The organism is Natrialba taiwanensis DSM 12281 (assembly GCF_000337595.1).
GTDB classification, from domain to species: domain Archaea; phylum Halobacteriota; class Halobacteria; order Halobacteriales; family Natrialbaceae; genus Natrialba; species Natrialba taiwanensis.
Map to the genome: position 1 here is coordinate 71,027 of NZ_AOIL01000013.1, position 26,857 is coordinate 97,883.

At 64.4% G+C, this 26,857-nt stretch carries 27 protein-coding genes and 1 pseudogene; 20 read left to right on the plus strand and 8 right to left on the minus strand.

Annotated elements, in window-relative coordinates:
- Positions 1–5: 5 nt before the first annotated feature.
- On the minus strand, positions 6–1,175 hold the full coding sequence (gvpN, locus tag C484_RS04005) for a gas vesicle protein GvpN (protein ID WP_006824684.1): 1,170 nt from the start codon (positions 1,173–1,175) through the stop codon (positions 6–8).
- 6 nt (positions 1,176–1,181) lie between these two features.
- Positions 1,182–1,469 (minus strand): gas vesicle protein GvpA, encoded by a 288-nt coding sequence (gvpA, locus tag C484_RS04010; protein ID WP_006108429.1) that lies wholly within the window; start codon positions 1,467–1,469, stop codon positions 1,182–1,184.
- 231 nt (positions 1,470–1,700) lie between these two features.
- Between gvpA and C484_RS04015 the strand changes: the two genes are divergently transcribed.
- The 8 genes from C484_RS04015 (at position 1,701) to gvpM (ending at position 6,720) form a co-directional block, all read left to right on the plus strand.
- Positions 1,701–2,345 (plus strand): GvpL/GvpF family gas vesicle protein, encoded by a 645-nt coding sequence (locus C484_RS04015; protein WP_006824685.1) that lies wholly within the window; start codon positions 1,701–1,703, stop codon positions 2,343–2,345.
- A 4-nt stretch (positions 2,346–2,349) separates the two neighbouring features.
- Positions 2,350–2,604 (plus strand): gas vesicle protein GvpF, encoded by a 255-nt coding sequence (gene gvpF, locus C484_RS04020; protein ID WP_006665986.1) that lies wholly within the window; start codon positions 2,350–2,352, stop codon positions 2,602–2,604.
- Positions 2,604–3,398 (plus strand): hypothetical protein, encoded by a 795-nt coding sequence (locus C484_RS04025; protein ID WP_006824686.1) that lies wholly within the window; start codon positions 2,604–2,606, stop codon positions 3,396–3,398. Before gvpF ends, C484_RS04025 begins: the two co-directional genes overlap by 1 nt.
- Entirely contained in the window at positions 3,395–4,366 is a 972-nt protein-coding gene (locus C484_RS04030) for a hypothetical protein (RefSeq protein ID WP_006824687.1), read from the plus strand. The genes C484_RS04025 and C484_RS04030 overlap by 4 nt, the downstream gene beginning before the upstream one ends.
- Before the next feature lie 213 nt (positions 4,367–4,579).
- The gene (gene gvpJ, locus C484_RS04035; RefSeq protein WP_006824688.1) at positions 4,580–5,056 is read left to right on the plus strand and encodes a gas vesicle protein GvpJ; all 477 of its coding nucleotides are present in this window, start codon (positions 4,580–4,582) and stop codon (positions 5,054–5,056) included.
- Complete coding sequence (locus tag C484_RS04040) at positions 5,053–5,397, plus strand: gas vesicle protein K (protein ID WP_006824689.1); 345 nt, start codon at positions 5,053–5,055, stop codon at positions 5,395–5,397. The genes gvpJ and C484_RS04040 overlap by 4 nt, the downstream gene beginning before the upstream one ends.
- Positions 5,394–6,320, plus strand: a complete 927-nt coding sequence (gvpL, locus tag C484_RS04045) for a gas vesicle protein GvpL (protein WP_006824690.1) — start codon at positions 5,394–5,396, stop codon at positions 6,318–6,320. The genes C484_RS04040 and gvpL overlap by 4 nt, the downstream gene beginning before the upstream one ends.
- Before the next feature lie 40 nt (positions 6,321–6,360).
- Entirely contained in the window at positions 6,361–6,720 is a 360-nt protein-coding gene (gvpM, locus tag C484_RS04050) for a gas vesicle protein GvpM (RefSeq protein ID WP_006824691.1), read from the plus strand.
- A 166-nt stretch (positions 6,721–6,886) separates the two neighbouring features.
- On the opposite strand, the gene C484_RS04055 is transcribed toward gvpM, so the two are convergent.
- The 3 genes from C484_RS04055 to C484_RS04065 all read right to left on the minus strand — a co-directional run bounded on the left by C484_RS04055 (position 6,887) and on the right by C484_RS04065 (position 10,068).
- A complete protein-coding gene (locus tag C484_RS04055; RefSeq protein ID WP_006824692.1) occupies positions 6,887–7,102 on the minus strand; it encodes a hypothetical protein in 216 nt (71 codons plus the stop codon).
- Positions 7,103–7,517: 415 nt separating this feature from the next.
- Positions 7,518–8,564, minus strand: a complete 1,047-nt coding sequence (locus C484_RS04060; protein ID WP_006824693.1) for a Gfo/Idh/MocA family protein — start codon at positions 8,562–8,564, stop codon at positions 7,518–7,520.
- A 442-nt stretch (positions 8,565–9,006) separates the two neighbouring features.
- Positions 9,007–10,068 carry an alcohol dehydrogenase catalytic domain-containing protein gene (locus C484_RS04065; protein ID WP_049915020.1) on the minus strand — a complete coding sequence of 354 codons (1,062 nt, stop codon included), beginning with the start codon at positions 10,066–10,068 and terminating at the stop codon, positions 9,007–9,009.
- Between the two features lie 165 nt (positions 10,069–10,233).
- On the opposite strand from C484_RS04065, the gene C484_RS23550 reads away from it, so the two are divergent.
- The 4 genes from C484_RS23550 to C484_RS04080 all read left to right on the plus strand — a co-directional run bounded on the left by C484_RS23550 (position 10,234) and on the right by C484_RS04080 (position 12,307).
- On the plus strand, positions 10,234–10,386 hold the full coding sequence (locus C484_RS23550; RefSeq protein WP_006824695.1) for a hypothetical protein: 153 nt from the start codon (positions 10,234–10,236) through the stop codon (positions 10,384–10,386).
- A gap of 159 nt (positions 10,387–10,545) precedes the next feature.
- Complete coding sequence (gene bcp, locus C484_RS04070) at positions 10,546–11,010, plus strand: thioredoxin-dependent thiol peroxidase (RefSeq protein ID WP_049915036.1); 465 nt, start codon at positions 10,546–10,548, stop codon at positions 11,008–11,010.
- Positions 11,011–11,205: 195 nt separating this feature from the next.
- Positions 11,206–11,886 (plus strand): helix-turn-helix domain-containing protein, encoded by a 681-nt coding sequence (locus tag C484_RS04075; protein ID WP_006824697.1) that lies wholly within the window; start codon positions 11,206–11,208, stop codon positions 11,884–11,886.
- Between the two features lie 67 nt (positions 11,887–11,953).
- Positions 11,954–12,307, plus strand: coding sequence for a DUF7344 domain-containing protein (locus C484_RS04080; RefSeq protein WP_006824698.1), 354 nt, complete (start codon positions 11,954–11,956; stop codon positions 12,305–12,307).
- Positions 12,308–12,412: 105 nt separating this feature from the next.
- Here C484_RS04080 and C484_RS04085 read toward each other — a convergent pair whose 3' ends face one another.
- Together C484_RS04085 and C484_RS04090 are read right to left on the minus strand one after the other, a co-directional pair.
- Positions 12,413–14,677, minus strand: a complete 2,265-nt coding sequence (locus C484_RS04085) for a CDC48 family AAA ATPase (RefSeq protein WP_006824699.1) — start codon at positions 14,675–14,677, stop codon at positions 12,413–12,415.
- On the minus strand, positions 14,674–14,922 hold the full coding sequence (locus C484_RS04090) for a DUF7127 family protein (RefSeq protein ID WP_006824700.1): 249 nt from the start codon (positions 14,920–14,922) through the stop codon (positions 14,674–14,676). The genes C484_RS04085 and C484_RS04090 overlap by 4 nt, the downstream gene beginning before the upstream one ends.
- Before the next feature lie 164 nt (positions 14,923–15,086).
- On the opposite strand from C484_RS04090, the gene C484_RS04095 reads away from it, so the two are divergent.
- From C484_RS04095 to gcvPB, 8 genes and pseudogenes are all read left to right on the plus strand, one after another.
- Positions 15,087–15,959: a TatD family hydrolase gene (locus tag C484_RS04095; protein WP_006824701.1), complete on the plus strand. Its 873-nt coding sequence runs from the start codon at positions 15,087–15,089 to the stop codon at positions 15,957–15,959.
- A 76-nt stretch (positions 15,960–16,035) separates the two neighbouring features.
- Entirely contained in the window at positions 16,036–16,614 is a 579-nt protein-coding gene (locus tag C484_RS04100) for a DUF2150 family protein (protein WP_006824702.1), read from the plus strand.
- A 181-nt stretch (positions 16,615–16,795) separates the two neighbouring features.
- A pseudogene (hmgB, locus tag C484_RS04105) lies at positions 16,796–18,122 on the plus strand (hydroxymethylglutaryl-CoA synthase).
- Between the two features lie 193 nt (positions 18,123–18,315).
- A complete protein-coding gene (locus C484_RS04110; protein ID WP_006824703.1) occupies positions 18,316–19,188 on the plus strand; it encodes a sulfite exporter TauE/SafE family protein in 873 nt (290 codons plus the stop codon).
- A gap of 18 nt (positions 19,189–19,206) precedes the next feature.
- On the plus strand, positions 19,207–21,729 hold the full coding sequence (locus C484_RS04115) for a heavy metal translocating P-type ATPase (protein WP_006824704.1): 2,523 nt from the start codon (positions 19,207–19,209) through the stop codon (positions 21,727–21,729).
- 70 nt (positions 21,730–21,799) lie between these two features.
- A complete protein-coding gene (locus C484_RS04120) occupies positions 21,800–23,134 on the plus strand; it encodes an AI-2E family transporter (RefSeq protein ID WP_006824705.1) in 1,335 nt (444 codons plus the stop codon).
- A 212-nt stretch (positions 23,135–23,346) separates the two neighbouring features.
- Positions 23,347–24,690: an aminomethyl-transferring glycine dehydrogenase subunit GcvPA gene (gcvPA, locus tag C484_RS04125; RefSeq protein WP_006824706.1), complete on the plus strand. Its 1,344-nt coding sequence runs from the start codon at positions 23,347–23,349 to the stop codon at positions 24,688–24,690.
- Positions 24,687–26,210 carry an aminomethyl-transferring glycine dehydrogenase subunit GcvPB gene (gene gcvPB, locus C484_RS04130; protein ID WP_006824707.1) on the plus strand — a complete coding sequence of 508 codons (1,524 nt, stop codon included), beginning with the start codon at positions 24,687–24,689 and terminating at the stop codon, positions 26,208–26,210. The genes gcvPA and gcvPB overlap by 4 nt, the downstream gene beginning before the upstream one ends.
- Before the next feature lie 38 nt (positions 26,211–26,248).
- Here gcvPB and C484_RS04135 read toward each other — a convergent pair whose 3' ends face one another.
- Positions 26,249–26,845 (minus strand): GNAT family N-acetyltransferase, encoded by a 597-nt coding sequence (locus C484_RS04135; protein ID WP_006824708.1) that lies wholly within the window; start codon positions 26,843–26,845, stop codon positions 26,249–26,251.
- Between the last annotated feature and the right edge of the window lie 12 nt (positions 26,846–26,857).

A 26,857-nucleotide genomic window follows, 5' to 3' on the forward strand; every position in this document is an offset into this window, starting at 1 on the left:
TGGTCTCAGAGTGTATCGGTAATCCGTTCTCGGAGCGTCGACACGTCGTCTATTTCCGTGCCCGCAAGTTTCGGCCCGAGAACGTCCGTAAAGACGTCTGCCAGCAACTCATCGTCGAGGGAGACCTGCCCGCCGTCCGTCTGTTGCTGTGCCGATTCAGCGCCAGCCTGGGTTCCGAAGACAGCGATCCCGTTGGCTGCCGTAATCGCCGCTCGTGTCCCGACGACGAACGGCAGTTCCTCGCGCAACGTGCGCGTCGTCTCGACGACAGTTCCGATCGCTTCCGGATCGAGTGCACCGCGCTCGTCGTTGTTCGGGTCACCGGAGTCGCTCGGCTCTGCGTCGTCGCGAGTATCCGCCACGTCCACGTGCGTGCGGACGATCTCGCGCTCGGTTTCCGCGTCGTAGTGGCCGACGTGGACGCCGACGACGCGATCGAGCAGCGCATCCTGTTGGCGGTGGACGCCGGCGTACTCCGCATCGTTCGACGTGAGGATTGCCCGAAACTCGGGATGCACATCGATCGTTCTATCCCGCCCGCGCTTGCCCGGCCGCTCCAGGACGCCTTCCTCGAACACCGAGAGCAAGACGTTGTGGGCGGCGGGATCGCTTCGGGAGAACTCGTTGTAGACGAGCGTGGCACCCTCCCGCACCGCCGCCGAGAGCGGGTTGTCGACCCAGCGGTCGCGAACGATCTGCGTCTTCTTGCTCACGCCGCTGACGAACTCGTCGCGTTCCTCGTAGCGTTCGCCGCCGGCGTAGGTTCCGACGAGCGTCGCCGTGTCGACGGCCTCGTCGCCGTTGATGTGGACGACCGGTCGGCCGCGCGCTGCGGCCGCCGAAAGCGCGAGTGCGGTCTTTCCACAGCCCGTCGGCCCGATCAGGTGTACGGGTTGGTCGGCGGCGAGCCAGCCGGTGATCCGTTCGCGAAGCGACTCGACGGCGTCGGTTTCGACGAACGGCTCGGGAGCGACGGTCTCGGGTGATTCGAGATGGCCGCCGCCCTCGTCACCGGTCGACTCGCTCGTCGCGGCTGTGCCGGCCTCGTCGTGATTGCCGTTTCGCGATGCCTTCCGAGCCAGTTCCTTTCGCGCTCGCCGTCGCTTTTTCTGTTCTCGATCGCCGCGAATCTTCCTGCCGCGGACCTTGCGCTTTCGCGAGGTGTCCTCGGCCATCGTCGATTACTCGGTGGCCGATTGCGGCGACGATTCGGGCCGCGGCTCGACCTCGAGTTCCTCGAGATCCTCGAGATCGCCGTCCGCGGTCGCTTGCTCAATTTTTGCGATCTCCTCCGCGTAGTGGAGGAACGTGTCGACGGAGGCGACGACGACGCGAGCCTCGACGGTGAGGAGTTCGATCCCGACGACGGAGACGCGCGCCCAGACGTCGATGACGACGCCTTTGTCGAGAACGCGGTCCAGTACCTCCGCGAGACTCGAGGAGTTAGGCCGCTGTTGTGGTTGTGCCATTACGTCTCCGGGTTCACTCCGATTTCCTAACACGGCTTGCTTTGCGACTGCAAGCCGGCTCGGCTGGTTCAACGCCCGAGTTCAGGTGACAATAACACTGCGATTGCAAGCACCACGGTAAGGCGAGCGGCTGTCGAACTACCCGTGACGATTACGATTACGTTCTCTATGAGACCCGTGCTACCGACCGATCACCGAGCCACGACCGCCCTGCAGCCGGAGTGACCCAGAATGAGCAACAGCAACCGGTACGTCTACGGTATCGTCAACACCGCCGACACGGGAGACATCGAGTTCGAGACTGACGCCGTCGCCGGTGCAGACCGCGTCTACACCGTCAGCCACCGACGGCTCGGGGCCGTCGTCTCGAACATCGACACCACGGACCCCGAAGAGACCGACGAGGACGCCCAACTCCACGACGACGTCCTTCGGGAGATCATGGACTACGACGGCGGCAAAACCATCGTCCCGATGCAGTTCGGTATGGCCTTCGAGAACGACCGCACACTGAAGAACGTCCTCCGCGGCGCTCGGCCGGCGTTTCGGCGGGCGATGAGCGACATCGAGGGTCGGATCGAACTCGGGCTTAAACTCGTCACCCAGGAGGACGGATCGGTCGACCGCGACGAGGTCGAGGACGCCGTCAGCGATGAACTCGACCCGATCGCGGCACAGGCGGTCCAGAACGGTCGCTTCAGCGATCGCCTCGTGTTGAACCGATCGTACCTCGTCGACGAGGACGAACGCGAGTCCTTCGACGAGGCGGTCACCCGACTTGAGGACCGCTACGGCGACGAGCTTCTCGTCCAGTACACCGGCCCGTTCGCACCGTATAGCTTCGTCAACGTCGAAATCGGGGCCCAATCCCAGTGATCACATGTTCGTTCTCGACGACCTTCTGTTCCGGCCGCTCATCGGCATCGTCGACACGCTGCACTCGCTCGCGCTGCAGGAACTGTACGACGTGGAGGCACTCGAGGACGAGCGCAAGGAAAACCGGCTGCTGTACGAACTCGGCGAACGATCCGAGGAGGAATACCTGGACCGAAAGGAAACGATCGAGGCTGAACTCGAACTCGCCCGAGAGGTCCGCGAACAATTCGCGAGCGGCCGCGTCGAGGTGAAACGCTGATGACCCGAGACGACCCACACGATAGGAACGATCCGCACGACAGAACCGATCGCAACGACGGAGACGACGACCCGGCTGAGCGGCGCGCTCAGGAAACGGGGTGGCTCGCGACGGTACGGGCGCTGCTCGAGCGCCTGGATCGGAGTCCGAACTCGAACACGCTGTCACCCGCGGGACGAGGCGGGCGCAATCGGTCCGTATTCGACTACAGTATCTCAATTCGGACGGGTGACGACCTGCTCGACGATTCCCGGTTTGGGGAGTCCTTCGCCGACGAATGGGTCGACAGACTTCGGCAAGACGAACGCGGTGAGACGGATTCGGATCGGACGTGGGACCGTGATCGGAACCACGATCGGGCGGGCCGTCCGCGAACACGGCGACATCGGGCATCATCTTCGACGGGACCGCCTTCACACCCGTCGTCGACGCCGTCAGCCCGCTCGTCTTCGGCGGCGGATACCCCGTCATCTTCGCGGGCCGACTCCCACCACATCACCACCCGCACGCACGACGACGAACTCCTCGTCATCGCTGACGTCTCCGGTGCCCACGTCGATGTCGACGCCGACGATGTCACCGTCGGCTTCAGCGACACCGCGCTGGTCATCGCCGTCGCCGGCACTGAACTCGACCGCATCGACGTTCCCTGGTCCGACCGAACCGGACGGGCAGCGATCAACAACGGCGTCTTGACCGTTCGAGTTCAGCCTGCGGACGCTCCGGAAGACGCAACCGAGACGAGTTCGGACAGCGATACAGAGACTGAGACGGACCCCGAGGGTGATCGATGAGCGACGACGCTCCCGCCGACGTCGACCTCGGCACGATACTCGACGACGCCGAAGACGCGCTCGATGAACTCGAGCACACGCTGGGGGCCGGCGACGGGGAGGAAGGTGGAGACGGCGACAACAGTGCTGACTCCAGCCTCTCCGACCTTGACGACCTCGACGATCTCGACGACGAAACGCTGTCCGCACTCGCTGACAATGTCGAGACGCTCAGCAAACTCGCAACCGAGGTCGCGGATCTCCTCGAAACGCTCGACCTGTCGGATCTCCCGGAGGCCGTCGACGCCGACGAGTTCATCGCGGCGATCGACGCGGGCGAGATTCCAACCGCTCTGGCCGACGACACCGGTGTCGGCGATGTCGTCGATTTCACCCACCTCTTCCGGGCCATCGACCTGCTCGACGCCTGGGACGCGACGGACATCGGCGAGCTCTGGGAGACGAAACGCGAACTCGAGGCGTTGACCGACGATGGCGGTGACGGTGACGATGACCTCCTCGATGGACTGGACCTGGGCGGCGATGACGGCGGTGATGACGATCTCCTCGACGTCGACGCCGATCCAGCGGAATTGCTCGGCGATATCGACGTGATGGACGATCCCGAGGCCTACCAGGTCGCGATTCAGCAAACCGCGATGGAGGGCATCGATAGCTTTCGCGAGGCCCTGCTCGAAACCCACGCCAAATTCGCGAAGCTCCACGAGTTCAACCGCGAGAAGATGCGCCGCCAGGACACGAGTGTGAACTCGCGGAATCCGACGGCGGCGTCGACGATGCCGGCGGCGCGCGCGGACGTCGCAAGCGGCGTCAATCACTCGACGGTGCCACAACAGGTTCGGCTCTCGACGGCTCCGAGCCGAAAGCGGATCTACGGGAAGCGATTCGAGCGCGAACGGAAGAAGCGCCAGCAGCGCCAGCAGAACCAGCAGCGCCAGCAGGAGACCGGAGGTGACGGCGGAGACTGATCGGACAGCGCTACTAGCGGTCGATAGCGGACCCCGAACGGAGAGACGGGCTGCGATCGAACATCGAAAACCGAGCCCGCGAGCGATTCACGACGAGACTGCCACCGATCGAACCTACCATGACCCAGAATCAGAACCGGACACCACCCTCGACCCGCCGGCAACAACGCGAGTTGGACGGACACTGGCGACGCCCGCTCGGAGGTGAGTCGGATGGTCGATAGCGTCCAGCCGAGCCGCCAGCAAACCGACCTCGCCGAAGTCGTCGAGATGCTCCTCGACAAGGGAATCGTCATCAACGCCGATATCGCCGTCTCGATCGGCGACACGCAACTGCTCGGGATCCAGCTCCGGGCCGCAATCGCCTCCTTCGAAACCGCGGCGAAGTACGGCCTCGAGTTCCCCGAGGGGACCGACATGCAACGCGTCGCCGAGGCGGTCGACGATCCCGAACTCGCGTCGGTGGACGGGGAACGACCGAATCCGGCGATCGATCCGACTCGCGGCGTCAATGTGACCGCCGAGAACGAGAATGACGAGGACAACGCCGAGGACGAGGCCGAAGCCGCCGCTGACGAAGCGCCGGACGCGGTTGACGACGCTGAAACGGCAGATACCGAGGCGAGCGAGAGCGAAACGGCAACGGCCGAGACGGAGACGGAGGCTGAGGCAGAGGCGGATTCGCCATGAGCACGATCAACGTCGGCGACGGCGACGACGCGCGCCAGGGACTGGTCACACTCGTCATCACCGTCGTCGAACTCCTGATCGACGCACTCGAACGCGAGGCGGTCCGACGCATGGAATCCGGCAATCTCTCCGACGAGGAAATCGACCGTCTCGGGCAGCAACTCGCGACGATCGAAGCTGAGATCGAACAACTCAAAGCGGACGAGGGAATCGAAGACGGCGTCGACGACCTTCGCGGCGATCTGGACGGGCTCGTTTCCGACGCGATCGAACAACTCGATACCGACTCGACGCCGCGCCACGCTCCCGGCTACTCCGTATTCGGCGGTGAGAACTCGTGACGACGGACGAGCAACCCCGCGACGCGCCGACGAACGCGACTGACGCGCCAGACATCGAAACGGGTCGCTACCTCTACTGCATCGTCCAGGCCAACGAGGACGCCACACTCGAAACGACCGGGATCGACGGCGAATCCGTCTCGGTCGTCACCGAAGACGGCATCGGTGCCGTCGTCCACGACTGTGACAGCCTCTACGATTCGGCCGACCTCACGCAGATCCAACACTGGCTCGTCCGCCACCAGACCGTCGTCGACGCGGCCGGTCAGGCGTTCGGCACGCCAGTCCCCTTCCAGTTCGACACCATCCTCCGCGGCGACGACACCCGCCTGCGCGAGTGGCTTCGCGAGGAGTCGGAAACGCTGCGGCCCGTGCTCTCCGAACTCGCCGACCACTGGGAGTACCGCATCGAAGTCGTCGAGTTCGACGCGCCGGACGACCGAACGCTGGTCGAACAGGACGACCGCCTGGCTGAACTCGACGAACAGATTGCCGACGCGAGCGAGGGCCAGGCGTTCTTGCTCGAAAAGCAGTTCGAACAGCGATTGACGGAGTTGCGAACGGCGCGTCGTGAAACGATGGCGGCCGAGTTGGAGGCGGATCTGGCAGAGACGGTTCGCGAGGTGCATACGCTCGAGCGATCGCCGGCATCGGATATTGCGGACGTCGCGAGAGCCGAGGGCGAGACCGGGGCCGAAGGCGGCGATGACGCCGAAACGCTCTGTCGGCTCACGGTGCTCGCACACGAAGACGACGAGGATGCGGTCGGATCGATACTCGACGGCGTTGCGGCCGAAGACGGACTCGAAGTCAGGTTTACCGGGCCGTGGCCGCCGTATACGTTCGCACCGGAACTGGGAACCGACCCGGACGGGCAGAACGGCGATCCAACTGGCGTCGGAACCGATATGGGCCCGCTATGATCGCACTGCAGCACGCACCGATTCGAGAGGTGGAACGCGTATGAAGCCACAAAAGGACGACGAAGCGCTGGTAGACCTCCTCGACGTGATTCTCAGAGACGGCGTGATCTTGCGTGCCGACGTCATCATCTCGGTCGCGGAGATCCCCCTCGTCGGGCTCAAACTCACGGCGGCACTCGCAGGAATGGAGACGATGACCGAGTACGGCCTCTTCGAGGAGTGGGACGCGAGACATCGGCTCCGGGCGACGGAAGACTACACCGGAATCGACGGTGCGGACGGGACGAGAACGACCGCCCCCTCAGTACCCGGGCCGCGACCCAGCGCAACGATAGACGGGCGAATCAAGGGGGCAAGCAATGGGGAGACGCCAGAGCCAGATAGCGACGGATCCGGTTGAGAGTTCAGCTCTGGCACGGGCCGGGACGAAGGCACAGCTGAGAGAGAGAGAGAGAGAGTGTGTGTGTGTGTGTACACCTCGAAACCGCACGTAAACAGTCGTTTCGGAGTGTATCGCCCGAGTACTACCGACGGTCTCCATCCGTCGCCCCTCGCGGGGCGACCAGTCAGGCAAACTCTGGGCGTTCGGTCGTGAGTTCGACATCTCCTGAGACGGTTTCTTCGTCGCATTCCTCGTCGTAAACGTACTGCCCGGTCGACCCACAGAGCGTACACTCGTACGTCTCGGAGAGTTCGTTGATCATTTCTCCGTCCTCGAAGTAGACGCGGCTCTGGGTGATCTGCAAGAACTGTGGGGTCTCACAGTTTGTACAGGTGATCATATCCGACGGGTCACGTGCACCGGTTGTAGTTATCCGGCTTGTAACCGCTTGCCACGGTGTGCTATCGGGTTCTTACTCCCGTGGCGGACGATGACTGAGAGTGTGTCACTATCGCTGCAGCCATTCGAGACGACGGCCGAGAAGAAACCGCCGTAAACCGGTCATAACCGCACGACGGGACCGGGTTCAATTCGAGGAAGTCTGGACTCAGTAACGGTCGAAAAACGATCGGTTAGTCATCGGTATCGAACTGTTAGTCACGTACTTCTCCTGCAGGTAGCGTCGGAAGTGACGGTGCTCGAACCGAGTCGGAGAACGGAGTGTCGCACTCCGATCAAGTGGTCGAGTGCAATACCGGTATAGTGCAGTGTAGCACACCATTTCGTGAGGTCCGGACCGTCGCTAGACTGCCCAGTTATCTCTGCCCGTTCGACTCGAGTTCGACCGGGATTCGGTCACCGGTACGAGCAGCCTCGTACGCCGCGTCGGTCAGTGCCGTCACGCGGAGGGCATCGCGAGCCGTCGCAGGGGGCTCGGTTCCGTCGCGAATACTGTCGACGAATGCACCGGCGCGGGTCCGTTCCTGCCGATGATCGATGTAGGGAACGTGTTCGCTTGCGTCCGTGTCGATCTCGAAGATCTCGCGGGATCCCCACTGCGTTCCTTCGAGATAGAGGGCTCCCCGGTCGTCCCAGCAGTGGATGTGCTCGCGGGTCGACGGCAGATCTCCGTGGAGCGAGACGGTTCCAGTCGCACCGTTCTCGAACCGAACGTCGAGGTGCGTACGGCGGTCGACCCGCTGCTCGTCGTCGTGGAAGTCCATACTCGCCGCGACGGACTCGGGTTCGAGACCGGTCGTCCAGAGCATGCCATCGAGCAGGTGGCTACCGGTATCGAAGAGAAACCCGCCGCCCGACAGGTCGGGATCGAGCCGCCACGTTCCGGCCGAATCCGCGATCCAGTCCTGCGTAATCGACGCCGTAACCCACCGCGGCGGGTCGGTCGCAAACCGCTCTCGCGCCCGCTGGAACGCGGTCTGGAGGTGGCGCTGGTAGCCAACCATCAGCGTTTGATCGGTTTGGTCGGCCCTGTCTACGAGTTCGCGTGCGCGGTCCAGGTCGGTCGTGAGCGGCTTGTCGCAGTAGACGTGCAGGTCGCGATCGAGTGCGGCGACGACCTGGTCGTAGTGAAGCGTATGCGGCGTCCCGACGAGGACGGCGTCGAGTTCACAGTCGGGATCGTCGAGCATCGTCTCGTACTCGGTGTATCTGGTGGCGGGTGGAACGTCGAACTCGGTGCCGGCTGTCGCGAGGCGGTCCGTGTCGAGATCACAGACTGCTTGTATGGCGGCATCCGCGTGTCGATGGAACTGTCCACCGACGGTCGTGCCGATGTAGCCGAGACCGACGACACCGATGCGGATCGGTGTGTCCGAGTTCGGGGCCGACGCGTGAGCACACATGGAACGAGGGACGAGCCACGGAAGCATGTCTTTGACGGCGCTGGCGACCGTAAGCACTCGCCTAGACGATCGTAGGCAGTGATAACTAGTATGGGTTCCCGCTCGTCGGCTTGAACAGCGGGTGCGTAGTGCGCCAGTACGTCCGCAGTAGCGCCATCCTGTCGCTGGTTTGACGCCACTACGGGTGGGCAATTCGGTCCATAACAAAGGGGGACACCTGCAATTGTTCCACGTGCGGGGATACACGCCCCGCCGGGTACGCGCTTGGCCCAGACACGACGCGCTGACCGCCGACTGCGTGCGTTCGTGCCCGGATCGCTCGGAAGTGGACTCGCCCCCGCTTCGAGTTAGCTCATGTCTCTCACACCAGGGTGGGCTCCCGCCCCCGCCCGGGTTATGTGTGGGTGTGTCTCACCCCATTCCCCTGTCTTCGACCTGCCGCTCAGAACTCCGTAATGACCGGAATGCCGACCGTCTCGTAGTCGTCCATCGACGCGAGCGTGTCGGGTACCTCCTCGAGCGACAGCGTCTCGCCGATGATCTTGCTCGGGTCGAGCGTCCCCTCGCCGATCAGTTTGAACAGTTCCTGGTAGCGAACCAGCGGCATGCCGTGCGAGCCGTGGAAGTCGAGTTCTTTCATCGTTATCGCGTCGACGGGCAGTTCGATCTCGCCCTCCTCCTCGCCGGTCGTCAGGCCGACCTGGACGTGGGTCCCCCTCGTTCCCAGACTGGCGACGGAGTTCCGACAGGTTTCGGCGATGCCGAGCGCGTCGATCGAGACGTCGGCACCGCCGTCGGCGAGCGACCTGACCGCCCGCGCCGGATGCTCCACCTCGGTCGAGTTCACCGTCGCGGCCGCGCCGAGTTCGCGGGCGCGCTCGAGTTTGTCGTCGCGAACGTCGACCGCGATCGGATGCGCGCCCAGCGCGTCGGCGATGTGAATCGCCGAGAGGCCGACGCCGCCGCAGCCGTGGACGACGACCCAGTCGCCGGGCCGGAGTTCCGCGCGGTCGGCGAGCGCGTGGTAGGCGGTCATGAACCGACAGCCGAGCCCGGCCATCTCGGTGAACTCGACGTCGTCGGGGAGTTTCACGCAGTTGAAGTCGGCCTCTCGAACGGGGAAGGCTTCGGCGAACGCACCCGGTGCAGCGCCGGAAAGTCCGAGCGGGACGACGGTCTCGCAGTTGTTCGCCCGCCCCTCGCGGCAGTGAGAGCAGGTTCCGTCGCCGAGGTGGAAGGGGACGGCGACCCGGTCGCCCTCCTGGAGCGTCTCGACGTTCTCGCCGACGGCCGAGACGATCCCCGCGGGCTCGTGCCCGAGGATCTGTCCCTCCGGGACCGATGCGCCGACCCAACTCCAGTCTCCCTGCCAGGCGTGCCAGTCGCTGCGACAGATGCCGCAGGCTTCGGTCTCGACGATAGCCTGATCGGGCTCCGGCTCCGGTTCCGGAACGTCCTCGATCTCCAGCGGTTCACCGTGCGTTTCGAGTACGGCAGCTCGCATGGTCCGGTGTTTTCTGATAATCATATAAAAATATGATAGATGGGCGTGATACTGCCGCTATTCCGTCGCGGTGTCACGGCTGTCCGTTCGTCTCCGAGCACCGGTAGCAACGACGGGCCAGCAATTATACCGCTCACCGGTGTAGCCGGAGGCGAGTGGCCCCCGATGTCCGTGACCTGTGCAAACTGCGGCGAGGCCGACCTTCCAGTGCGCCGGTATCACGTCTATCTCGCAACCGACGAGGTCGTCGAAGTCGATCTCTGCGAAGGCTGTCGCCACAAGTTCGTCACCGCACCCTGGGTCGAAGCCGTCGTGTGAACTGCTCCGGACCGATACGGACCGATCCGGACTGTTGGACGCCCGTTCCGGCGCAGTTGCGACCCGTCCTGTCCTGGGTTCCGCGGGAGATCGTCCCGGTAGACCGTCTGAACCGGCGTGAACCACAACACCTACGGTCGCCGTGCCGAACTCGTCTCTATGCTCGACGTTGGCGAAGATGCTCCCGCGTTCGAACTGTCCAATCAGTCCGGTGAGTCCGTCAAGCGGTCGGATTTCGATGGCCAGCGACTCGTCGTGTACTTCTATCCACGCGCGAATACCGAAGGCTGTACCACCGAAGCCTGCGAGTTCAACGAGACGTTGTCGGCGTTCGACGACCACGACGTTGCGGTGGTCGGTATCAGCGACGACCCGGTCTCGGATCTGGCCACCTTCGCGGACGAGTACGATCTGTCGTTCGATCTTCTCTCGGATGCAGACGGCGCGGTCGCGACGCAGTATGACTCCTACGGGGAGAAACAGATGTTTGGCAACACGTTCGATGGCGTCTTTCGGAACACGTACGTCGTCGGGCCTGACGGGACGATCGAGGCGGTCTACGAGAACGTGAGTCCGGACGGACACGCCGAGACGGTGCTCGAGGACATCAATAGTACCAACTGAAACGGTTTACACGCTGATCGCACAGCCATCGTACGATCAGGTGTGCACTGGCTTTCAGTGGCTACTATAGGCCGCGGTATACGAGAGCGGGCCCGCCGCGTGCCCGCCCTCTATCACTCACTCGTTGTCACTTTCTCGCGCGGAGCACTCACTCTCTGGCCGCACGCTTATCCACCGCGGGATGAAGGTAGTTATATGAGCGTGATGGGCGAGTTCACCGTCGATTCTACCGATTTTGCGCTTCATCACGCGCTGTCGTCTGCGCCGAGCATCGTCGTCGAGATCGAGCGCCTCGTCGCCACGACGCAGCATCGGCTCATGCCCTACTTCTGGGTCACCGGCGAGGAGCAAGAGCGGTTCGAACGGGCGTTCAGTGACGACCCGACTATCAGGCACGCGACGAGGGTCGATCGCGTCGACGACGCCGTCCTCTACCGCGCAGAATGGACGGAGAACATCGAGACGATCATCTACGCGTACGTCGAGATCGGCGCGACGATCCTCGAAGCGACGGGGACGAACGAATCCTGGGACCTGACGATGCGCTTCGACGACGAAAAGACGGTCTCGGCGTTTCACGAGTTCTGCCAAGAGAACGATGTCGAGTTCGAACTCGACCGACTCTACGAACAGAATCAGCCGATGGCGAGTTCACAGTACGGCTTAACGCCGATACAGCGGGAAACGATCGTAACCGCCTACGAGGAGGGACTCTTCGACGTGCCACAGCAGACGACCATGACCGAACTGGCGGAGCAGTTAGGGATTACACAGCAGGCGCTGTCCAAGCGCCTCCATCACGCGGAGAAGAACCTTATCGGTAACGTCTTGACGGTCGGGCAGGTCGGCGAGGGTGACGATGCCGATGCCGGGTAACTATACTTAAATGACGATATATACAACCCCGCCACTCTTTTCGCTAAGCCAAATATGAACACGTAGCATGAGCGAACTCCGATCCGATCACGGAGACGTTGAGACGGTGTTTACGATGCTCGCAGACGACCGGTGTCGGTACGTTCTCCGGTGTCTTACCGAGCACGAGACACCGATTTCGCTCGCTGAGCTGGCTACCGAAGTAGCCATCCGAGAACACGGGACAAGACCGGCCGACATTCCAGCGGACGACACGAAACAGATCCACGTCACGCTGTATCACAAGTACATCCCGAAACTGGCAGCGGCCGGCTTCGTCACCTACGACTCGGACCGAGGCCGTGTCGACACGGTCGAGTCATTCGGCGCGGATATTCCAGCCGTACTCGAGGCTGTCTCGCGCTCGACCGACGCTCACTAACGCACCCGCTTCGGGTACGACTACAACGTGTACTCGACGGCGACCGGACCACCTGCACTGGTCGTCGCAGTGAAAATCCGCGTCGAAGGTGGCGGTCGAGTTGCGTTACTGGAACGTCCGTCCCAGTTGCTCCTCTTCCTGACCCGGTTCTGCCTGCTGGAACTGCTGTTCGATATCCTCGTAGCGCTCGCGCGTTTCGGGCGTCACACTCGCCTGGACTTCATCGAGCGCGTGCTCGAAGTGCTCCTTGCTGATACGAACGTTCCCGACCGAATCGTCGATATCCTCCGGCTCGACCGAGTTGATGAACTCGCGGCTGGCGGCCATCGAGGCCTCGCGGCAGACGGCTTCGATGTCGGCACCGACGTACCCCTCCGTCTCTTCGGCGAGCCAGTCGAGTTCAACGGCGTCGGCGAGCGGCTTGTCTCGCGTGTGGACCTCGAAGATGCGCTCGCGGGCCGCTTCATCGGGGACGGGGACGTGGACGTGCCGGTCTAGACGTCCCGGCCGCAGCAGGGCGGTATCGATAAGGTCCGGTCGGTTCGTCGTTGCGATGACGACGACGTCCTCGAGTTCCTCTAGCCCATCGAGTTCGGTCAGCAGTTGGGAGACGACGCGTTCGCCGACGCCGGAGTCGCCCTGTCGCTGGCCGCGTTCGCCGGCGATGGAGTCGATTTCGTCGAAGAAGATCACGGTCGGAGCGTTCGACCGGGCCTTCTCGAAGATTTCGCGGACGCCGCGTTCGGATTCGCCGACGTACTTGTTCAGGAGTTCGGGGCCTTTGATCGAGATGAAGTTCGACTGGGCCTCGTTGGCGACGGCCTTTGCGAGCAGGGTTTTCCCGGTGCCGGGCGGGCCGTACATGAGGACGCCCTTCGCGGCCTGCATGTCCATCTGCTCGAAGACCTGTGGGTAGTCGAGGGGCCACTGGATCGTCTCGCGCAGGCGCTCTTTGGTGTTTTCGAGCCCGCCGACGTCGTTCCAGGTCACGTCGGGGACTTCGACGAAGACCTCGCGCATCGCCGAGGGCTGGATGCCCTTGAGCGCCTCCTTGAGGTCTCCTTCGGTGACTTGGAGCGTCTCGAGGACTTCGGCGTCGATTTCCTGTTCTTCGAGATCGAGGTCCGGCCGGATGCGCCGAAGCGCGTTCATCGCGCTCTCGCGGGTGAGCGACTCGATGTCGGCACCGACGAACCCGTGGGTGTTCTCGGCGTAGCGGTCGAGATCGATCTCGTCTTCTAGGGGCATCCCGCGGGTGTGGACCTGCAGGATTTCCTTGCGGCCGTCTTTATCCGGGACGCCGATTTCGATCTCGCGGTCGAAGCGCCCGCCGCGTCGCAGCGCGGGATCGATGTCGTCAAGCCGGTTGGTCGCCGCGATGACGGTGACCCGGCCGCGCTCTTCGAGGCCGTCCATGAGCGAGAGGAGCTGTGCGACCACACGACGCTCGACGTCGCCGCCGGCTTCCTCGCGTTTGGCGGCGATGGAGTCGAGTTCGTCGATGAAGATGATGGCGGGGGCGTTCTCCTCCGCGTCTTCGAAGACCTCGCGGAGTTGCTCTTCGGACTCGCCGTAGTACTTCGACATGATCTCCGGACCGGAGATGGTCTGGAAGTGGGCGTCGATTTCGTTGGCGACGGCTTTGGCCATGAGCGTCTTGCCGGTACCCGGCGGGCCGTGGAGCAGGACGCCCTTTGGCGGTTCGATGCCGAGTTGCTGGAACAGCTCGGGGTGGCGCATCGGCAGTTCGATCATCTCCCGGACCTGGTCGAGTTCGTCGTCCAGGCCGCCGATGTCCTCGTAGGTGACGTTCGGGATGCCCTCGGCACCGGGCTCGCCGCCGGAGCTGACCTGTTCGGCCGGCGTCTCGGAGATGTCGATGGTCGTCGAGTCGGTGATGACGACGGTGCCCGAGGGCGAGGTGCTCGCGATCTTGAGCGGGACCGACTGGCCGGAGCTGGCCATCGGCCCGAACGAGAGCGAGAAGGGGACCGTCTGCCCCTCGGTGACGGCCTGGCCGCTCAGTTTATCGCGGACGAGCGGGCCGATGTCACCGCGGATACGGAGGTTCTGCGGAAGTGCAACGGTGACGGAGGTTGCGGGATTGACGTCGGCGGGTTCGACCGAGACTCGGTCGTCGATACCGACATCGGCCTCCTGTCGAAGGCGGCCGTCGATTCGGACGATTCCCCGGCCCTCGTCTTCGGGATAGCCCGGCCAGACGCGAGCGACGGCCTGACTATCATCGCTTCCCTCGATGAGGATGTAATCCCCGTTCTCGAGGTCCAGTTCGCGCATCGAGACGCGGTCGATGGCGGCCAGTCCGCGCCCTGCATCCTTCTGCTTGAGTGGTTTGACAGTGAGTTTCATCGGTCGCCCTCCACTTCGATAGTGAGCACCCCGTTTTTGATAAACGTATGCGCGTCGTCTGCACCGTCGGGGAGGTCCATCTCGTACTGTTCGCCGTCGATGACGGCGAGGACCGTGCTATCGACGACATCGACCGAGGCGTCGGCCGACGCCGCTCCGAAGTCGACGGCAAAGACCACGGCGTCGTCGTACTCGTATCGACGGGCGACCTGCTGTTCGCTGTTGGTAAATTGGTCGAGGTTCATTCGTTGACTAACCCAACGTAATCGCTACTCCTATAAAAGAGTTGCCCCAACAAACCCGGGGACGTGAAGGTGATTACGGAAAGACCGTTGTTCGTAGTTCACACCGTTTCGACCCGCGCGAGGAAGCCGGTGACTTTTCCCGGTTCGCGCTCTCAGATCCGCGCATGATCGACGACGAGAACGACGAGCGGCCGGTTCTCGACAACCACCTCCACCTCGATCCGGACGCCCACCGCGGCATCGACGCCGTCCGAGACTTCGCCCGACTCGGCGGCACGCACCTCCTCGTGGTGAACAAACCCTCCTGGCACCTCGGCGTCGAGGCTGATACCGGCGAGGACTTCCGCCCCGTCTTCGAGCGCACCATCGACATCGTCGCGGACGCCTCGACTGAACTCCCCGGTCGCGCCTGGCCCGTCCTCGGCGTTCACCCCGGCCTGATCTCGCGACTGGTCGACGACCGCGGCTACAGTCCGGACGCGGCCCGCGAGATCATGCAAGGCGGGCTCGATGTGGCCGCCGAGTTCGTCGCGCGCGGCGAGGCCCTCGCGCTGAAATCCGGACGGCCACACTACGACGTCTCCGAGGCCGTCTGGGACGCCTCGAACGCCGTCATGTGTCACGCCTTCGAGCACGGGAGTGAACTCGGCTGCGCGGTCCAGCTCCACGCGGAGGCGACCGAGGACATGACCGCGGTCGCGAAGTGGGCCGAGGACCGCGGGCTGCCCGCGCACAAGGTCGTCAAACACTACGCCGCCGGCCGGTTGGACGGGCCGACGCCGAGCGTCATGAGCGACAAGGACCGGCTCGAGCGCGCGGCCGAGCGCGCAGTCGAGCACGATGCGCCGTTTCTGATGGAAACGGACTACGTCGACGACCCTGACCGTCCCGGAGCCGTCCTCGGACCGAAGACCGTCCCTCGCCGCGTCCGATGGCTACTCGAAGCGGGCCACGAGCAAGCGGTGCACACGGCACACGTCGACACACCTGCACTCGTTTACGGGATCGATACGGAAGGAACGCTCGAGCGGGCATAAACGCCGCTGCAGCGGTTCTGTCGAGACGACGTACAGGTAGAGAAAGGCATTTCAAGCGGCCGGTGTAGGTGTCTGTATGAGCAATCCCCCGACCGAGTACTACTCGGAGGAACGCTGGCAGAACTGGATCGATCGCATCAAAGACGAAGAGATCGATCCCGAGGACGAGTCATCGGCGCGACTCCTGCTCAATCTGCAGGATGATACGGCAATCGCCGTCGCAAAGATCGTCGCCGCCTACGACGACGGGGACCTCGGAGAAGAGGAAGCGCTCGAAGAGATCAACGACGTCCGCGAAATCGTCCTGAGCGAGGTCGACATCGAAGACGAGGAAAAACTGATCCTCGTCGACGGCGTCCAGACGAGCCTCGTCTGCGTCTTCTTCGCCGCCGAAGAGTTCATCGCAAACGGCCCCGCCGAAGACGGGAGCGTCAGCGACTACCTCGGCGCTGCTGCCGACGCCGAAGCCGAGGAAGACTTAGATGCCGCGCTCGGCTACGCCGCCCAGGCCGGCACCCTCATCATCGACGACGCTGAACTCGACATGACCGTCGCAGAAGACCTCGAGTACGGCCTCGTCACGGAGTGGATCAACGGTCTCGACAGCCTCCAGAGTGCGATGAGCGATCCCGAAGTCGTCGAAGAAGACGAGTAGCGCCGCACTCGAAGCGAGTTTTCTGCCTCCGACATTCGTGGTCCGCTGGCCGAGTTCAGTTCGGCGAGCGCGCCGAGCGCCCGCCAGAAGTTAAGTGCGAGTGTCAACATTGGCCGCGAGTCCGTCAATTGTCGAATCTTCGAACGACAATACCATATAGCTCGCTGTATAGTGTGGGGGTATGACAGCAGTCGGTATCGACGCCATCGAGATCTGGACCGGGAATCTCAAACTCGATTTACCCGGGACGTTCGCACCGGAAAAGGGCGAAGACCCTGAGAAGTATACCAAGGGACTCGGTCTGAACGCGAGTTCGTTTCCCGACAGTTACGAGGACATCGTCACGATGGGCGCGAACGCGGCCCACCGCCTGATGGAACGCAAGGACCTCGAACCTGACGATATCGGCCGAATCGACGTTGCAACCGAGAGTTCGTTCGACAACTCGAAGCCGGTTTCGACGTACGTCGCTGGCTGTCTCGAAGACGTTTACGACGGCGATTTCCACCACGCCAACAAGGGCGAGCGGAAGTTCGCCTGTATCGCGGGGACCCAGAGTCTAGACGACGCATACAACTGGATCAGCGCGGGTCGAAACCGCGGCCGCGGCGCGCTCGTCATCGCGACGGACACCGCGCTGTACGCCCGCGGCGACGCCGGGGAGGCGACCCAGGGTGCAGGTGCGATCGCGATGTACATCGACGAGGACCCGGATCTGATCGAACTCTCCGCAGAACAGGGCTACGGCTCGGCCGACGAGACGGACTTTCTCAAGCCGAACCAGCAGTTCCCCTCCGTCGACGGGAAGCGCTCGGTGCAGGTGTATCTCGCCCGGATGCGCGAAGCCCTGGAAGACTACGAGAGCGCCGCGGGCGACGTCCATCCCGAAGACATCACCTTTGCGCCGTTCCACACGCCGTTCCCCGGCATGGTCCGCAAGGCCGCCCTGCTCGCCTACCGCCATTGCTCAGATCGGAAGAGCNGATGTGTATAAGAGACAGCGTCAGCCCCGTCCCGAGGCGTTCGACACCGACGATGACTATCGCGAGGCCCTGCGGGAGTACATGGACGAACTCAAGGAAACAGACCGCTACCAGGAGTGGTACGCGGAGATGATCGACCCGACGCTGTCGATCTCCCGCGAGGTCGGCAACTGGTACACGGGTTCCGTTCACGTCGCCCGCGCGAGCGCGCTCAAGTCTGCACTCGAGGACGGCCGCGACCTGACCGGCAAAACGCTGCTCATCGGCTCGTACGGAAGCGGTGCGCAGGCCGAAATCCACACCGAAACCGTCCGGGACGGCTGGGAGGACGAGATCGAGGCGCTGAACGTGGACGAACAGCTTGCAGCCCGCTACGACCTGAGCTGGGCGGATTACGAGGACGTTCACGACGCCCACAACCACGAGATGGACGTCGACGTCGAGGAGTTCACGACGCCCGACGAGGAGTTCGTCTTCGACGGCTGGGGCCGGATGGGCGAACGGCAGTATCGCTACGTCGAGTAACGAGTTGACAGACGAGCGACGATCCGCGAACGGCGACCCGCGAACCGCAAGCGTTCGACGACTGCTTTTGGCGGCATAATCCGAACCAGTTCGGGTGAGAGACGGCGCATCCAGCCGTCTGCGGGGACCGAAGGCGAAACGCACTACCCGGTGGGGTGACTATGTCAGCTAACAGCGAAAGCTCCGACCGATCATGGACCCACTCTCACTCCTCGGCGTCGACGTGGCCCTGTTGTTCGTCATCGGCCTGCTGGCCGGCGGGCACTGTATCGGGATGTGCGGCCCGCTCGTGACGATCTATGCGAGCCGGATGGACGGAAATGCGAGTGAGAGCAGACAGCAGTCGCGGGGGGCGACCAGTACGGACGGCGGACACACGTCCACCGCCGCCGGCAGCGCCCGCCCGACCGGACACCTTACGATCTACGAAGTGCGCCAGCACGCGCTGTTCAATCTCGGACGAACGGCGAGTTACACGCTGCTCGGGGGACTCTTTGGTACGCTCGGCGGCATCCTGTTCGTGACGACGGCCCAACTCACGTCGTTCGTCGAGTTCGCCCGCGGCGGGGTCGGCCTGCTCGTTGGCGCGTTTGTCATGGTGACGGGACTCTACTACCTGCTCGGGCGGAGTACCGGCGGCGTCAGTCTACCGGGCGGCGAGCGACTCGTCGGCTGGCTGATGGGGTACGTCGATCGCCTGGCGAACGGGCCAGGCATCGTCGGCCTCGGCGCGTTGCACGGCCTGCTGCCGTGTCCCATCCTCTACCCGGCGTTTCTGTACGCCTTCGCGACGGGATCGCCGACGCGGGGAGCGCTCGCTCTCGCCGCGCTGGGGCTGGGAACGATCCCGGCCGTCTTCGCCTACGGGACCGTCATCGAGGCCGTCGACGTCGCTCACCGGCGGCGGGTGCACCGACTCCTCGGGGCGGCATTCCTCGTCCTCGGCTACGTCCTGCTCGCACACGGGTTGATGAGTCTGGGAATCCACGTTCCACACCCCGGATTGCCGTTCTACGACGGTTTCGACGTGGCGGGTATCGAGGCGGGCGGCCACGAGCACCACTGAGCGGACGATTCGATAGGTATGACGGAGACACCGAACTCTCAATCCGCGGTCGACGGCGATGCCGACAGCGGCTGTACTCTCTGTGACTTGCCGGTCGACGGCAGCGGCGTCGTCGCCGACGGCAACGCGTTCTGTTGTGTTGGCTGTCGCAATGTCTACGACGCACTCGGCGATGTCGAAGAGGTGGACGCGGCTGACGTTCGCAACGCCCGAGCGGCGGACGAGGCCCAAGACGGGACATCGCGGGACGTACCGCCAGACCACGAAACGACGTTCCTCGAAGTCGACGGAATGTACTGTGCGACCTGCGAGGCGTTCATCGAGTCGGTCGCCACGGAGACCGACGGCGTCAGCCACGCGAGTTCAAGTTACGTGACCGACACGGCGCGGATCGATCACGACCCCGGTGTCGTCTCAGTCGAGGACCTCAAAGCGGAGATCAGCAAACTCGGGTACAGCGCCTACGACCGCGCGGACGCGTTCAGCCGGCGGCGGGCCAACAACTGGGAGATGGCCCGCGTCGGCGTCGGCGTCCTCATGGGGATGATGGTGATGTTGCAGTACATCGTCATCATCTACCCGACCTACTTCGGCGGGCTGTTCTACGACGAGCGGACGACCGAGTTCTTCACGCAAACGCTCTCGAGCGAACTCGCGACCCCGTTCTACGTCGTCATCGCCGCCCTCACGACGATCGTCCTGGCCGTGACCGGCAAACCGATCCTCCAAGGGGCCTACGTCGCCGTCAAGACGCGGTCGCCGAACATGGACCTGCTCGTCGCGATCGCGGCCGTCAGCGCGTATCTCTACAGCACGCTCTCGATTGCGACCGGCGGCGACCACATCTACTACGACGTGACCGTCGCCATCGTCGTCATCGTCACCGTCGGCGGCTACTACGAGTCGACGATCAAACGCCAGGCGACCGAACGCCTCTCGGATCTGACCGCCGTGCAGGTCGAGGAGGCCCGCCGCGTCGGCGAGCACGGCGACACCGAAACGACATCCGTCGACGAACTCGAGCCCGGCGATCGCGTGCTGGTCCGCACCGGCGAGCGCGTTCCGATCGACGGCAACGTCGTCGACGGCCGCGCCGCGGTCGACGAGGCCGTCGTCACCGGCGAATCGCTGCCCGTGACGAAGGAATCCGGCGACGAGGTCGTCGGCGGCTCCGTCGTCTCCGAGGGCTCGCTGACCGTCCGCGTCGGCGAGGACGCCACCAGCACCCTCGACCGGATCAGCGAACTCGTCTGGGACCTCCAGAGCGGCACCCACGGCATCCAGAAGCTCGCCGACAAGCTGGCGACGATTTTCGTTCCGTTCGTGCTCGCACTCGCCGTCGCTGTCACGGCCGGCTATCTCGCGCTCGGCTCCGGTCTCGCGACGGCCCTGCTCACCGGGCTGACGGTCCTGATCGTCTCCTGTCCGTGTGCGCTCGGCCTCGCGACGCCACTCGCCGTCGCAGCCGGTATCCGGGATTCGCTCGAGCGCTCAATCGTTGTTTTCGACGACAGCGTCTTCGAGCGCATCCGCAACGCGGACACCGTCGTCTTCGACAAGACCGGCACACTCACGACCGGGGACATGACCGTCGTCGACGCCGACCTTCCGGACGACCTACTCGAACAGGCCGCCGCGCTCGAGGAGCGATCTGCCCACCCGGTCGGAAAAGCCATCGCCGCGGCGACGCCCGTTGCGGACGGCGGCGCGGTCGAACCCGGGGCGTCGGCGGACGGCAACGTGACCGACGCAGGTGACGCGGCTGCCGGCGACCCGATCGGTGACGACGAAAACGCGCCCGACCGCGTCGATACGTTCGACTCCCACCGCAACGGCGTCTCCGGCGTCGTCGACGGCGACGAGTTCATCGTCGGCCATCCCGACCTCTTCCGGGACCGGGGCTGGGACGTGCCGACTGAACTCGCCGACCAAATCGGGGCTGCGCGCGAAACCGGACGCGTCCCCGTCGCCGTCGGCCGCAACGGCACCGCCTCGGGCGTCATCGTCGTCGGCGACGACCTCCGGGAGAACTGGGACGAGACGCTGACGGCGATCTCGGAAAACGGCTCCGAAATCGTCGTGCTCACGGGCGACGACGCGAAAGCCGCAACCCAGTTCCGCGAGCACGACGCGGTCGATCGGGTCTTCGCCGGCGTCCCGCCCGAAGGGAAGGCCGAAACCGTCGATCGGCTCAAGCGGACCGGTCGAACCGTCATGATCGGCGACGGCACCAACGACGCCCCCGCGCTCGCGAGTTCGGATCTCGGCATCGCGCTCGGCGGCGGCACGGCGATGGCGGCCGACGCGGCCGACGTGGCGCTCGTCGACGACGACCTCTCGTCGGTCGAGACGGTCTTTGAACTCGCGCGGGCGACGGACCGACGCGTGAAAGGAAACATCGGCTGGGCGTTCTGTTACAACGCGGTTGCGATTCCGCTCGCGGTGACGGGGCTACTCAACCCGCTGTTCGCCGCGCTCGCGATGGGCGCGAGCAGTCTCCTCGTCGTCACGAACTCCTCGCGGTCGTTGCTTTCGGAGTGATCGCGCTGCCCGATTGCGGGCCGTTGTTTCATCAATATAATACGTTCGGAGTGCGTACCGGCCCGTATTCATGGCCAATCGTCCTCCGTCAGGGGAGTGGTTTGCCAAGCGACCGGGGCTAACCGTCCTCGCTATCGTCGCCGCCGTTCTCGGACTTCTCGTTATTCTGCCCTATCTCCAGTACGTCCTCCTGGGGGTCGTGCTTGCGTATATTCTCGTTCCGGCACAGCGCTGGCTCGAACAGTACATGAGCTCGCTCATCGCGGCCCTCTCGCTCGTCGCGGTCACAATTCTCGCACTCTTGCTGCCGTTGGCGTACGTCCTCGCCGTCGCGTTCCGCGAGGCGCTCAACCTCGTCGACGTGATCCAGGACGGAAACGGCAACCTCGATGTCACGATCATCGAATCGCAACTCGAAAACGTGGGCTACTCGGTCGATCTCGTCGAGTTCTACCAGACCTATCAGGACCCGATCGCGACGGGACTGCAGGGGCTGGCCATGAGCGCGGTCGAGATCGCCGGCGGCGCACCGGGACTCTTCATCGGCCTCACCGTGACCGTGTTCGTCCTCTTTGCCCTGCTCCGAGACGGCGGCGAGTTCGTCGTCTGGATGCAACGCGTGGTCCCCATCGAGGACGACCTGCTCGCGGAACTGCTCGCTGAACTCGACCAGCTCATGTGGGCCTCGGTCGTCGGGAACGTCGCCGTCGCGATCATTCAGGCGGTGCTGCTCGGCATCGGCCTCGCTGTCCTCGGTATTCCGGCGGTCGTCCTCCTCTCGGTCGTCACGTTCATCTTCGCGTTGCTCCCGCTCATCGGAGCCTTCGGCGTTTGGGTCCCGGTTTCGATCGGACTACTTGCGACCGGCCAATTCGTTCCAGCCGCGATCCTCATCGTCTACGGCTCGATCGTCAGCGCCTCGGACACCTACATCCGTCCCGCACTCATCGGCCGCACGAGCGCGTTCAACTCGGCGATTATCGTCGTCGGCATCTTCGGCGGCCTCGTCGTCTTCGGTGCCGTCGGCCTCTTTATCGGCCCGGTCGTCCTCGGCGGGGCGAAGATCACCCTCGATCTCTTCGCCCGCGAGCGCGCCAACGCCCCCCAACCAGTCACCGGCACCGCTACCCCCGGTGACGACAGTGCGGTTCAGACCGAACCCGAGACCGGACTCGCCGGCGAGCAACCCCCCGAGAGTGAACTCGATGTGGACGAGGGTGGCGATACCGAGACGAACACAGATGAGACCGCGGCCGGCGTCGACGAAGCGACGGAACGTGAGCACGACGGCTCTCCCGACGAGACCGATGAGACCGATGAGACTGGCGAGACCGACGGAACTGACGGAAATCCCGATACCAGCGACGAGACTGCAACCGATACCGACTCCGAACTCGACCGGTAGCCAGTCGTGGCCGACTGTCTCGCACCGAAACACACTGCCCGCCCACACGGAACGGGTGCGTTAATTAGCCCCTGGCCGCAACGAACTGCTATCGTGTCCCGAATGCCATCCTGTAATCGAGAGGGGGATCGAGAGAAATCGCGACAGCGACAGGACACCCATCACACCACAGCCAGCACCCAAATCCGAGGCCAAATCACCAGGGGGAGGGTATGAACGGGGCAGAAACACGCGCCTCCGGGAGTCCGTACGCCCCCCACACGGCCGACGAGCGTGATGCGATGCTCGAGGCGGTCGAGGCCGACTCTATCACGGACCTGTTCGACATTCCCGATGCCGTTCGATTTTCCGACGAGTTCGGTATCGACGCCCGGACCGAGCGCGAGACGAGACGACTCGTGCGCTCGATTCTCGGACGCAATGAGAATCTAACCGAACTGCTTGGTCGTGGCCACTACGGCTACTACGTGCCCTCGCTGGTCGATCACCTCGCGGACCGCTCCGAATTTCTCACCTCTTACACGCAGTACCAGCCCGAAATCTCGCAGGGCTTTCTGCAGGCGCTGTTCGAGTACCAGTCGCTGCTGGTCGAACTGACGGGACTCGAAATCGCTAACTGCTCGATGTACGACGCGGCGACCGCCCTCGGCGAGGCCGCGACGCTTGCGGACCGCGTCCGCGACACCAGCGGCCACCGCATCCTCGTGCCGGACCTCCTGCGCGAGGAGCGCCGGAGCACCCTCGAGAACTACGTCGCCGGCACCGACCTGATCGTGGAGGCGTACCCGACCGCGGACGGCGCTATCGACGTTGACGAACTCGCCGACGCGGTCGACGAAGACGTCGTCATGCTCTACGCCGAGAACCCAACCGTCCGCGGGACGATCGAGGAACGCCTCGACGCCGCGAGCGAACTCGCGACCGACGCGGACGCGCTGTTCGTCCTCGGTTCCGACCCAGTCGCGCTCTCCCTGCTCCAACGACCTGCCGACGTGGGAGCCGACGTGGTCATCGGCGACGCGAGCGTTCTCGGTCTGCCGACGAGTTACGGCATGGGCCTCGGGCTGTTCGCCTGTCGCGAGGACTACCTGCGGCAGGTCCCCGGCCGCCTGGTCGGCGTCAGCGAGGATGCAACCGACCGGCGGGCGTTCACGCTCACCCTGCAGACCCGCGAACAGCACATCCGCCGCGAACGCGCAACGAGCAACATCTGTACGAACCAGGCCTGGGTCGCGCTGCGAACCGCGATGCACGCCGCCGCACTCGGCCCCAACGGGCTGGTCGACCTCGCGAAACGCGATGTCACCCGCGCCGAAAATCTCGCCGAGCGACTCGACGACCTCGTCGGCGTGTCGGCTCCGGTCCACGACCGCCACCACATCCGCGAGTTCGTCGCGCACGTCGATCAGCCCGCGCCGGCGATCGCCGAGGACCTCGAAACGCGTGGCTTCGCGGTCCACGTCGTCGGCAAGCACGAACTCCAGTGTTGTGTCGCCGGCGTTCCGGACACTGAACTCGATGCGTTCGTCGCAGCGTTTTCGGAGGTGGTTCGATGAGCGACGGCGACCCGGTCTCCGATGCACAGCAGGTCCGCTACGATCAGGCCCGCTACGTCGACGACGGCCAGTACGAACCCCTGCTCTCAGAGAAAGACCGGACTCGCGTCGAGATCGGCGACGACTCGCCGCTCCCCGACGACCTCACGCGGGACGAACTCGAACTGCCCGCCCTCTCCGAACCTGAACTCGCCCGCCACTACACGCGCCTCTCGCAGATGATCTACGGGATCGACAGCGGCCCCTACCCGCTTGGCTCGTGTACGATGAAGTACAACCCGAAATTCACCGAAGACGTGGCGGCGCTGCCGAGCGCGAGCGTCCACCCCGATCGCTCGGCAGCGTCGATACAGGGCACGCTCGAACTCCTCTCTCGCCTGCAGGACTACCTCGGCCGAATCGGCGGCATGGACGCTGTTACGCTCCAACCGCCAGCCGGCGCAGCGGGCGAATTCGTCGGCATCCGTGTCGCCGCGGCCTACCACGAACACAACGGCGAGGGTCACCGCGACGAGGTCATCGTTCCCGAGAGCGCCCACGGGACCAACTTCGCCAGCGCCGCCCTCGGCGGCTACGACGTGGTGTCGCTGCCCAGCGACGACGAGGGACGGGTCGATCTCGACGCGCTCGACGCCGCCCTCTCGGAGCACACGGCGGCACTGATGCTCACCAACCCGAACACGCTCGGCCTGTTCGAGCGCGACATCGAGAAAATCGCCGACATGGTCCACGACGTGGGCGGCCTGCTCTACTACGACGGCGCGAACCTGAACGCGCTGCTCGGGCGCGCCCGTCCCGGCGACATGGGCTTCGACGTCATGCACTACAACGTTCACAAGACGTTTGCGACGCCCCACGGCGGCGGCGGTCCCGGCGCGGGTCCCGTCGGCGTCGTGGACGAACTCGCGCCATTCCTGCCCGCGCCGCGGGTACGAGCGGCTGAGGACGGCGCACGTACGGGAGACAGCGACAGTGCCAGTGACAGTGCCGGTGCCGGTGCCAGCGAGCAGCGCTACGAACTGTTCGATCCCGAACACACCATCGGCAAGGTCCACGGGTTTCAGGGCAACTGGCTCGTCCTCGTGAAGGCCTTCGCCTACATCGCCAGACTCGGCGACGAGGGACTCGCAGATGCAAGCGCGAAGGCAGTGCTCAACGCGAACTACCTCGCGAGTCGGATCGAGTTCAGCGTTCCGTACGGCCCGTTCCACCACGAGTTCGTCGCGAGCGCGGGCGAGCAGGACGCGGCCGACGTGGCAAAGCGGATGCTCGACTACGGGGTGCACCCGCCGACGACGAAGTGGCCCGAAATCGTCCCCGAGGCGCTGATGACCGAACCGACGGAGGTCGAGAGCAAGGACACGCTCGATCGGTTGGCGGCGGCGTTCAACGCCGTCGCGCGGGAGGACGACGAGACGCTCGCCGACGCGCCGGAGCGGACGACCGCGCGGCGGATCGACCAGACCAGCGCGGCGCGAAGCCCGCGCCTGTCCTGGCACGAACTCGCCGACGACTCCTAAGAGCCACCGAACGGACACGATCGCGTTTCGAGACTGCGTCAGTCGCGGTTTCGCTCCCACTCCGCACGAGAGATGCTGTACCGGATGCTGTCTCGCGGCTCGTCGTCGATGATGATATCGTTGCGGATCCGGCCCTCTTTTTGGCCGCCGAATCGCTCGATGTACTTCTCGATGGCGCGGCGGGACTTCTCGTTCGCGGGATCGTGTGCGACCGTGACCACTTCGAGGTCGAGGCGGTCGAAGGCGAGTTCGAGCATCCGGGCGGCGCGCTCGCCGGAGTAGCCCCGGCCCCAGAACGGTTTCCGGAGCCACGCGCCGAAGACCGCGAGCCGGCGGTCCCAGTCAGGGTGGATACCGGCGAAGCCGGCGAGTTCGTCGGCGCGGTCGCCCTCCGTCGGTCGGAGGGCGTAGGTGGCCGCCGCGCCGTCTTCGAACTGCTCGCCGCAGTGCTCGACCCAGTCGGACGCCTCCTTGGGGTGCTGGTGGGGATCCCAGGTGACGTACTTCGTGATCTCGTCGATGCCGGGTGCGCCGGCATGAACGTATTCGTACAGTTCGTAGGCGTCGAACTCGTCCGGGTGGAGCCGCTCGTACCGGAGCCGCTCGCTCTCCATCTCGGTCGGGAAGAGAGACATGTTCCTACACCC

Excerpts from the sequence above, each read along its gene's own strand:
- gvpN (WP_006824684.1), bottom strand. The coding sequence starts at position 1,175 with ATGGCCGAGGACACCTCGCGAAAGCGCAAGGTCCGCGGCAGGAAGATT.
- gvpA (WP_006108429.1), bottom strand. The coding sequence starts at position 1,469 with ATGGCACAACCACAACAGCGGCCTAACTCCTCGAGTCTCGCGGAGGTA.
- C484_RS04015 (WP_006824685.1), top strand. The coding sequence starts at position 1,701 with ATGAGCAACAGCAACCGGTACGTCTACGGTATCGTCAACACCGCCGAC.
- gvpF (WP_006665986.1), top strand. The coding sequence starts at position 2,350 with ATGTTCGTTCTCGACGACCTTCTGTTCCGGCCGCTCATCGGCATCGTC.
- C484_RS04025 (WP_006824686.1), top strand. The coding sequence starts at position 2,604 with ATGACCCGAGACGACCCACACGATAGGAACGATCCGCACGACAGAACC.
- C484_RS04030 (WP_006824687.1), top strand. The coding sequence starts at position 3,395 with ATGAGCGACGACGCTCCCGCCGACGTCGACCTCGGCACGATACTCGAC.
- gvpJ (WP_006824688.1), top strand. The coding sequence starts at position 4,580 with ATGGTCGATAGCGTCCAGCCGAGCCGCCAGCAAACCGACCTCGCCGAA.
- C484_RS04040 (WP_006824689.1), top strand. The coding sequence starts at position 5,053 with ATGAGCACGATCAACGTCGGCGACGGCGACGACGCGCGCCAGGGACTG.
- gvpM (WP_006824691.1), top strand. The coding sequence starts at position 6,361 with ATGAAGCCACAAAAGGACGACGAAGCGCTGGTAGACCTCCTCGACGTG.
- C484_RS04055 (WP_006824692.1), bottom strand. The coding sequence starts at position 7,102 with ATGATCACCTGTACAAACTGTGAGACCCCACAGTTCTTGCAGATCACC.
- C484_RS04060 (WP_006824693.1), bottom strand. The coding sequence starts at position 8,564 with ATGTGTGCTCACGCGTCGGCCCCGAACTCGGACACACCGATCCGCATC.
- C484_RS04065 (WP_049915020.1), bottom strand. The coding sequence starts at position 10,068 with ATGCGAGCTGCCGTACTCGAAACGCACGGTGAACCGCTGGAGATCGAG.
- C484_RS23550 (WP_006824695.1), top strand. The coding sequence starts at position 10,234 with ATGTCCGTGACCTGTGCAAACTGCGGCGAGGCCGACCTTCCAGTGCGC.
- bcp (WP_049915036.1), top strand. The coding sequence starts at position 10,546 with ATGCTCGACGTTGGCGAAGATGCTCCCGCGTTCGAACTGTCCAATCAG.
- C484_RS04075 (WP_006824697.1), top strand. The coding sequence starts at position 11,206 with ATGAGCGTGATGGGCGAGTTCACCGTCGATTCTACCGATTTTGCGCTT.
- C484_RS04080 (WP_006824698.1), top strand. The coding sequence starts at position 11,954 with ATGAGCGAACTCCGATCCGATCACGGAGACGTTGAGACGGTGTTTACG.
- C484_RS04085 (WP_006824699.1), bottom strand. The coding sequence starts at position 14,677 with ATGAAACTCACTGTCAAACCACTCAAGCAGAAGGATGCAGGGCGCGGA.
- C484_RS04090 (WP_006824700.1), bottom strand. The coding sequence starts at position 14,922 with ATGAACCTCGACCAATTTACCAACAGCGAACAGCAGGTCGCCCGTCGA.
- C484_RS04095 (WP_006824701.1), top strand. The coding sequence starts at position 15,087 with ATGATCGACGACGAGAACGACGAGCGGCCGGTTCTCGACAACCACCTC.
- C484_RS04100 (WP_006824702.1), top strand. The coding sequence starts at position 16,036 with ATGAGCAATCCCCCGACCGAGTACTACTCGGAGGAACGCTGGCAGAAC.
- C484_RS04110 (WP_006824703.1), top strand. The coding sequence starts at position 18,316 with ATGGACCCACTCTCACTCCTCGGCGTCGACGTGGCCCTGTTGTTCGTC.
- C484_RS04115 (WP_006824704.1), top strand. The coding sequence starts at position 19,207 with ATGACGGAGACACCGAACTCTCAATCCGCGGTCGACGGCGATGCCGAC.
- C484_RS04120 (WP_006824705.1), top strand. The coding sequence starts at position 21,800 with ATGGCCAATCGTCCTCCGTCAGGGGAGTGGTTTGCCAAGCGACCGGGG.
- gcvPA (WP_006824706.1), top strand. The coding sequence starts at position 23,347 with ATGAACGGGGCAGAAACACGCGCCTCCGGGAGTCCGTACGCCCCCCAC.
- gcvPB (WP_006824707.1), top strand. The coding sequence starts at position 24,687 with ATGAGCGACGGCGACCCGGTCTCCGATGCACAGCAGGTCCGCTACGAT.
- C484_RS04135 (WP_006824708.1), bottom strand. The coding sequence starts at position 26,845 with ATGTCTCTCTTCCCGACCGAGATGGAGAGCGAGCGGCTCCGGTACGAG.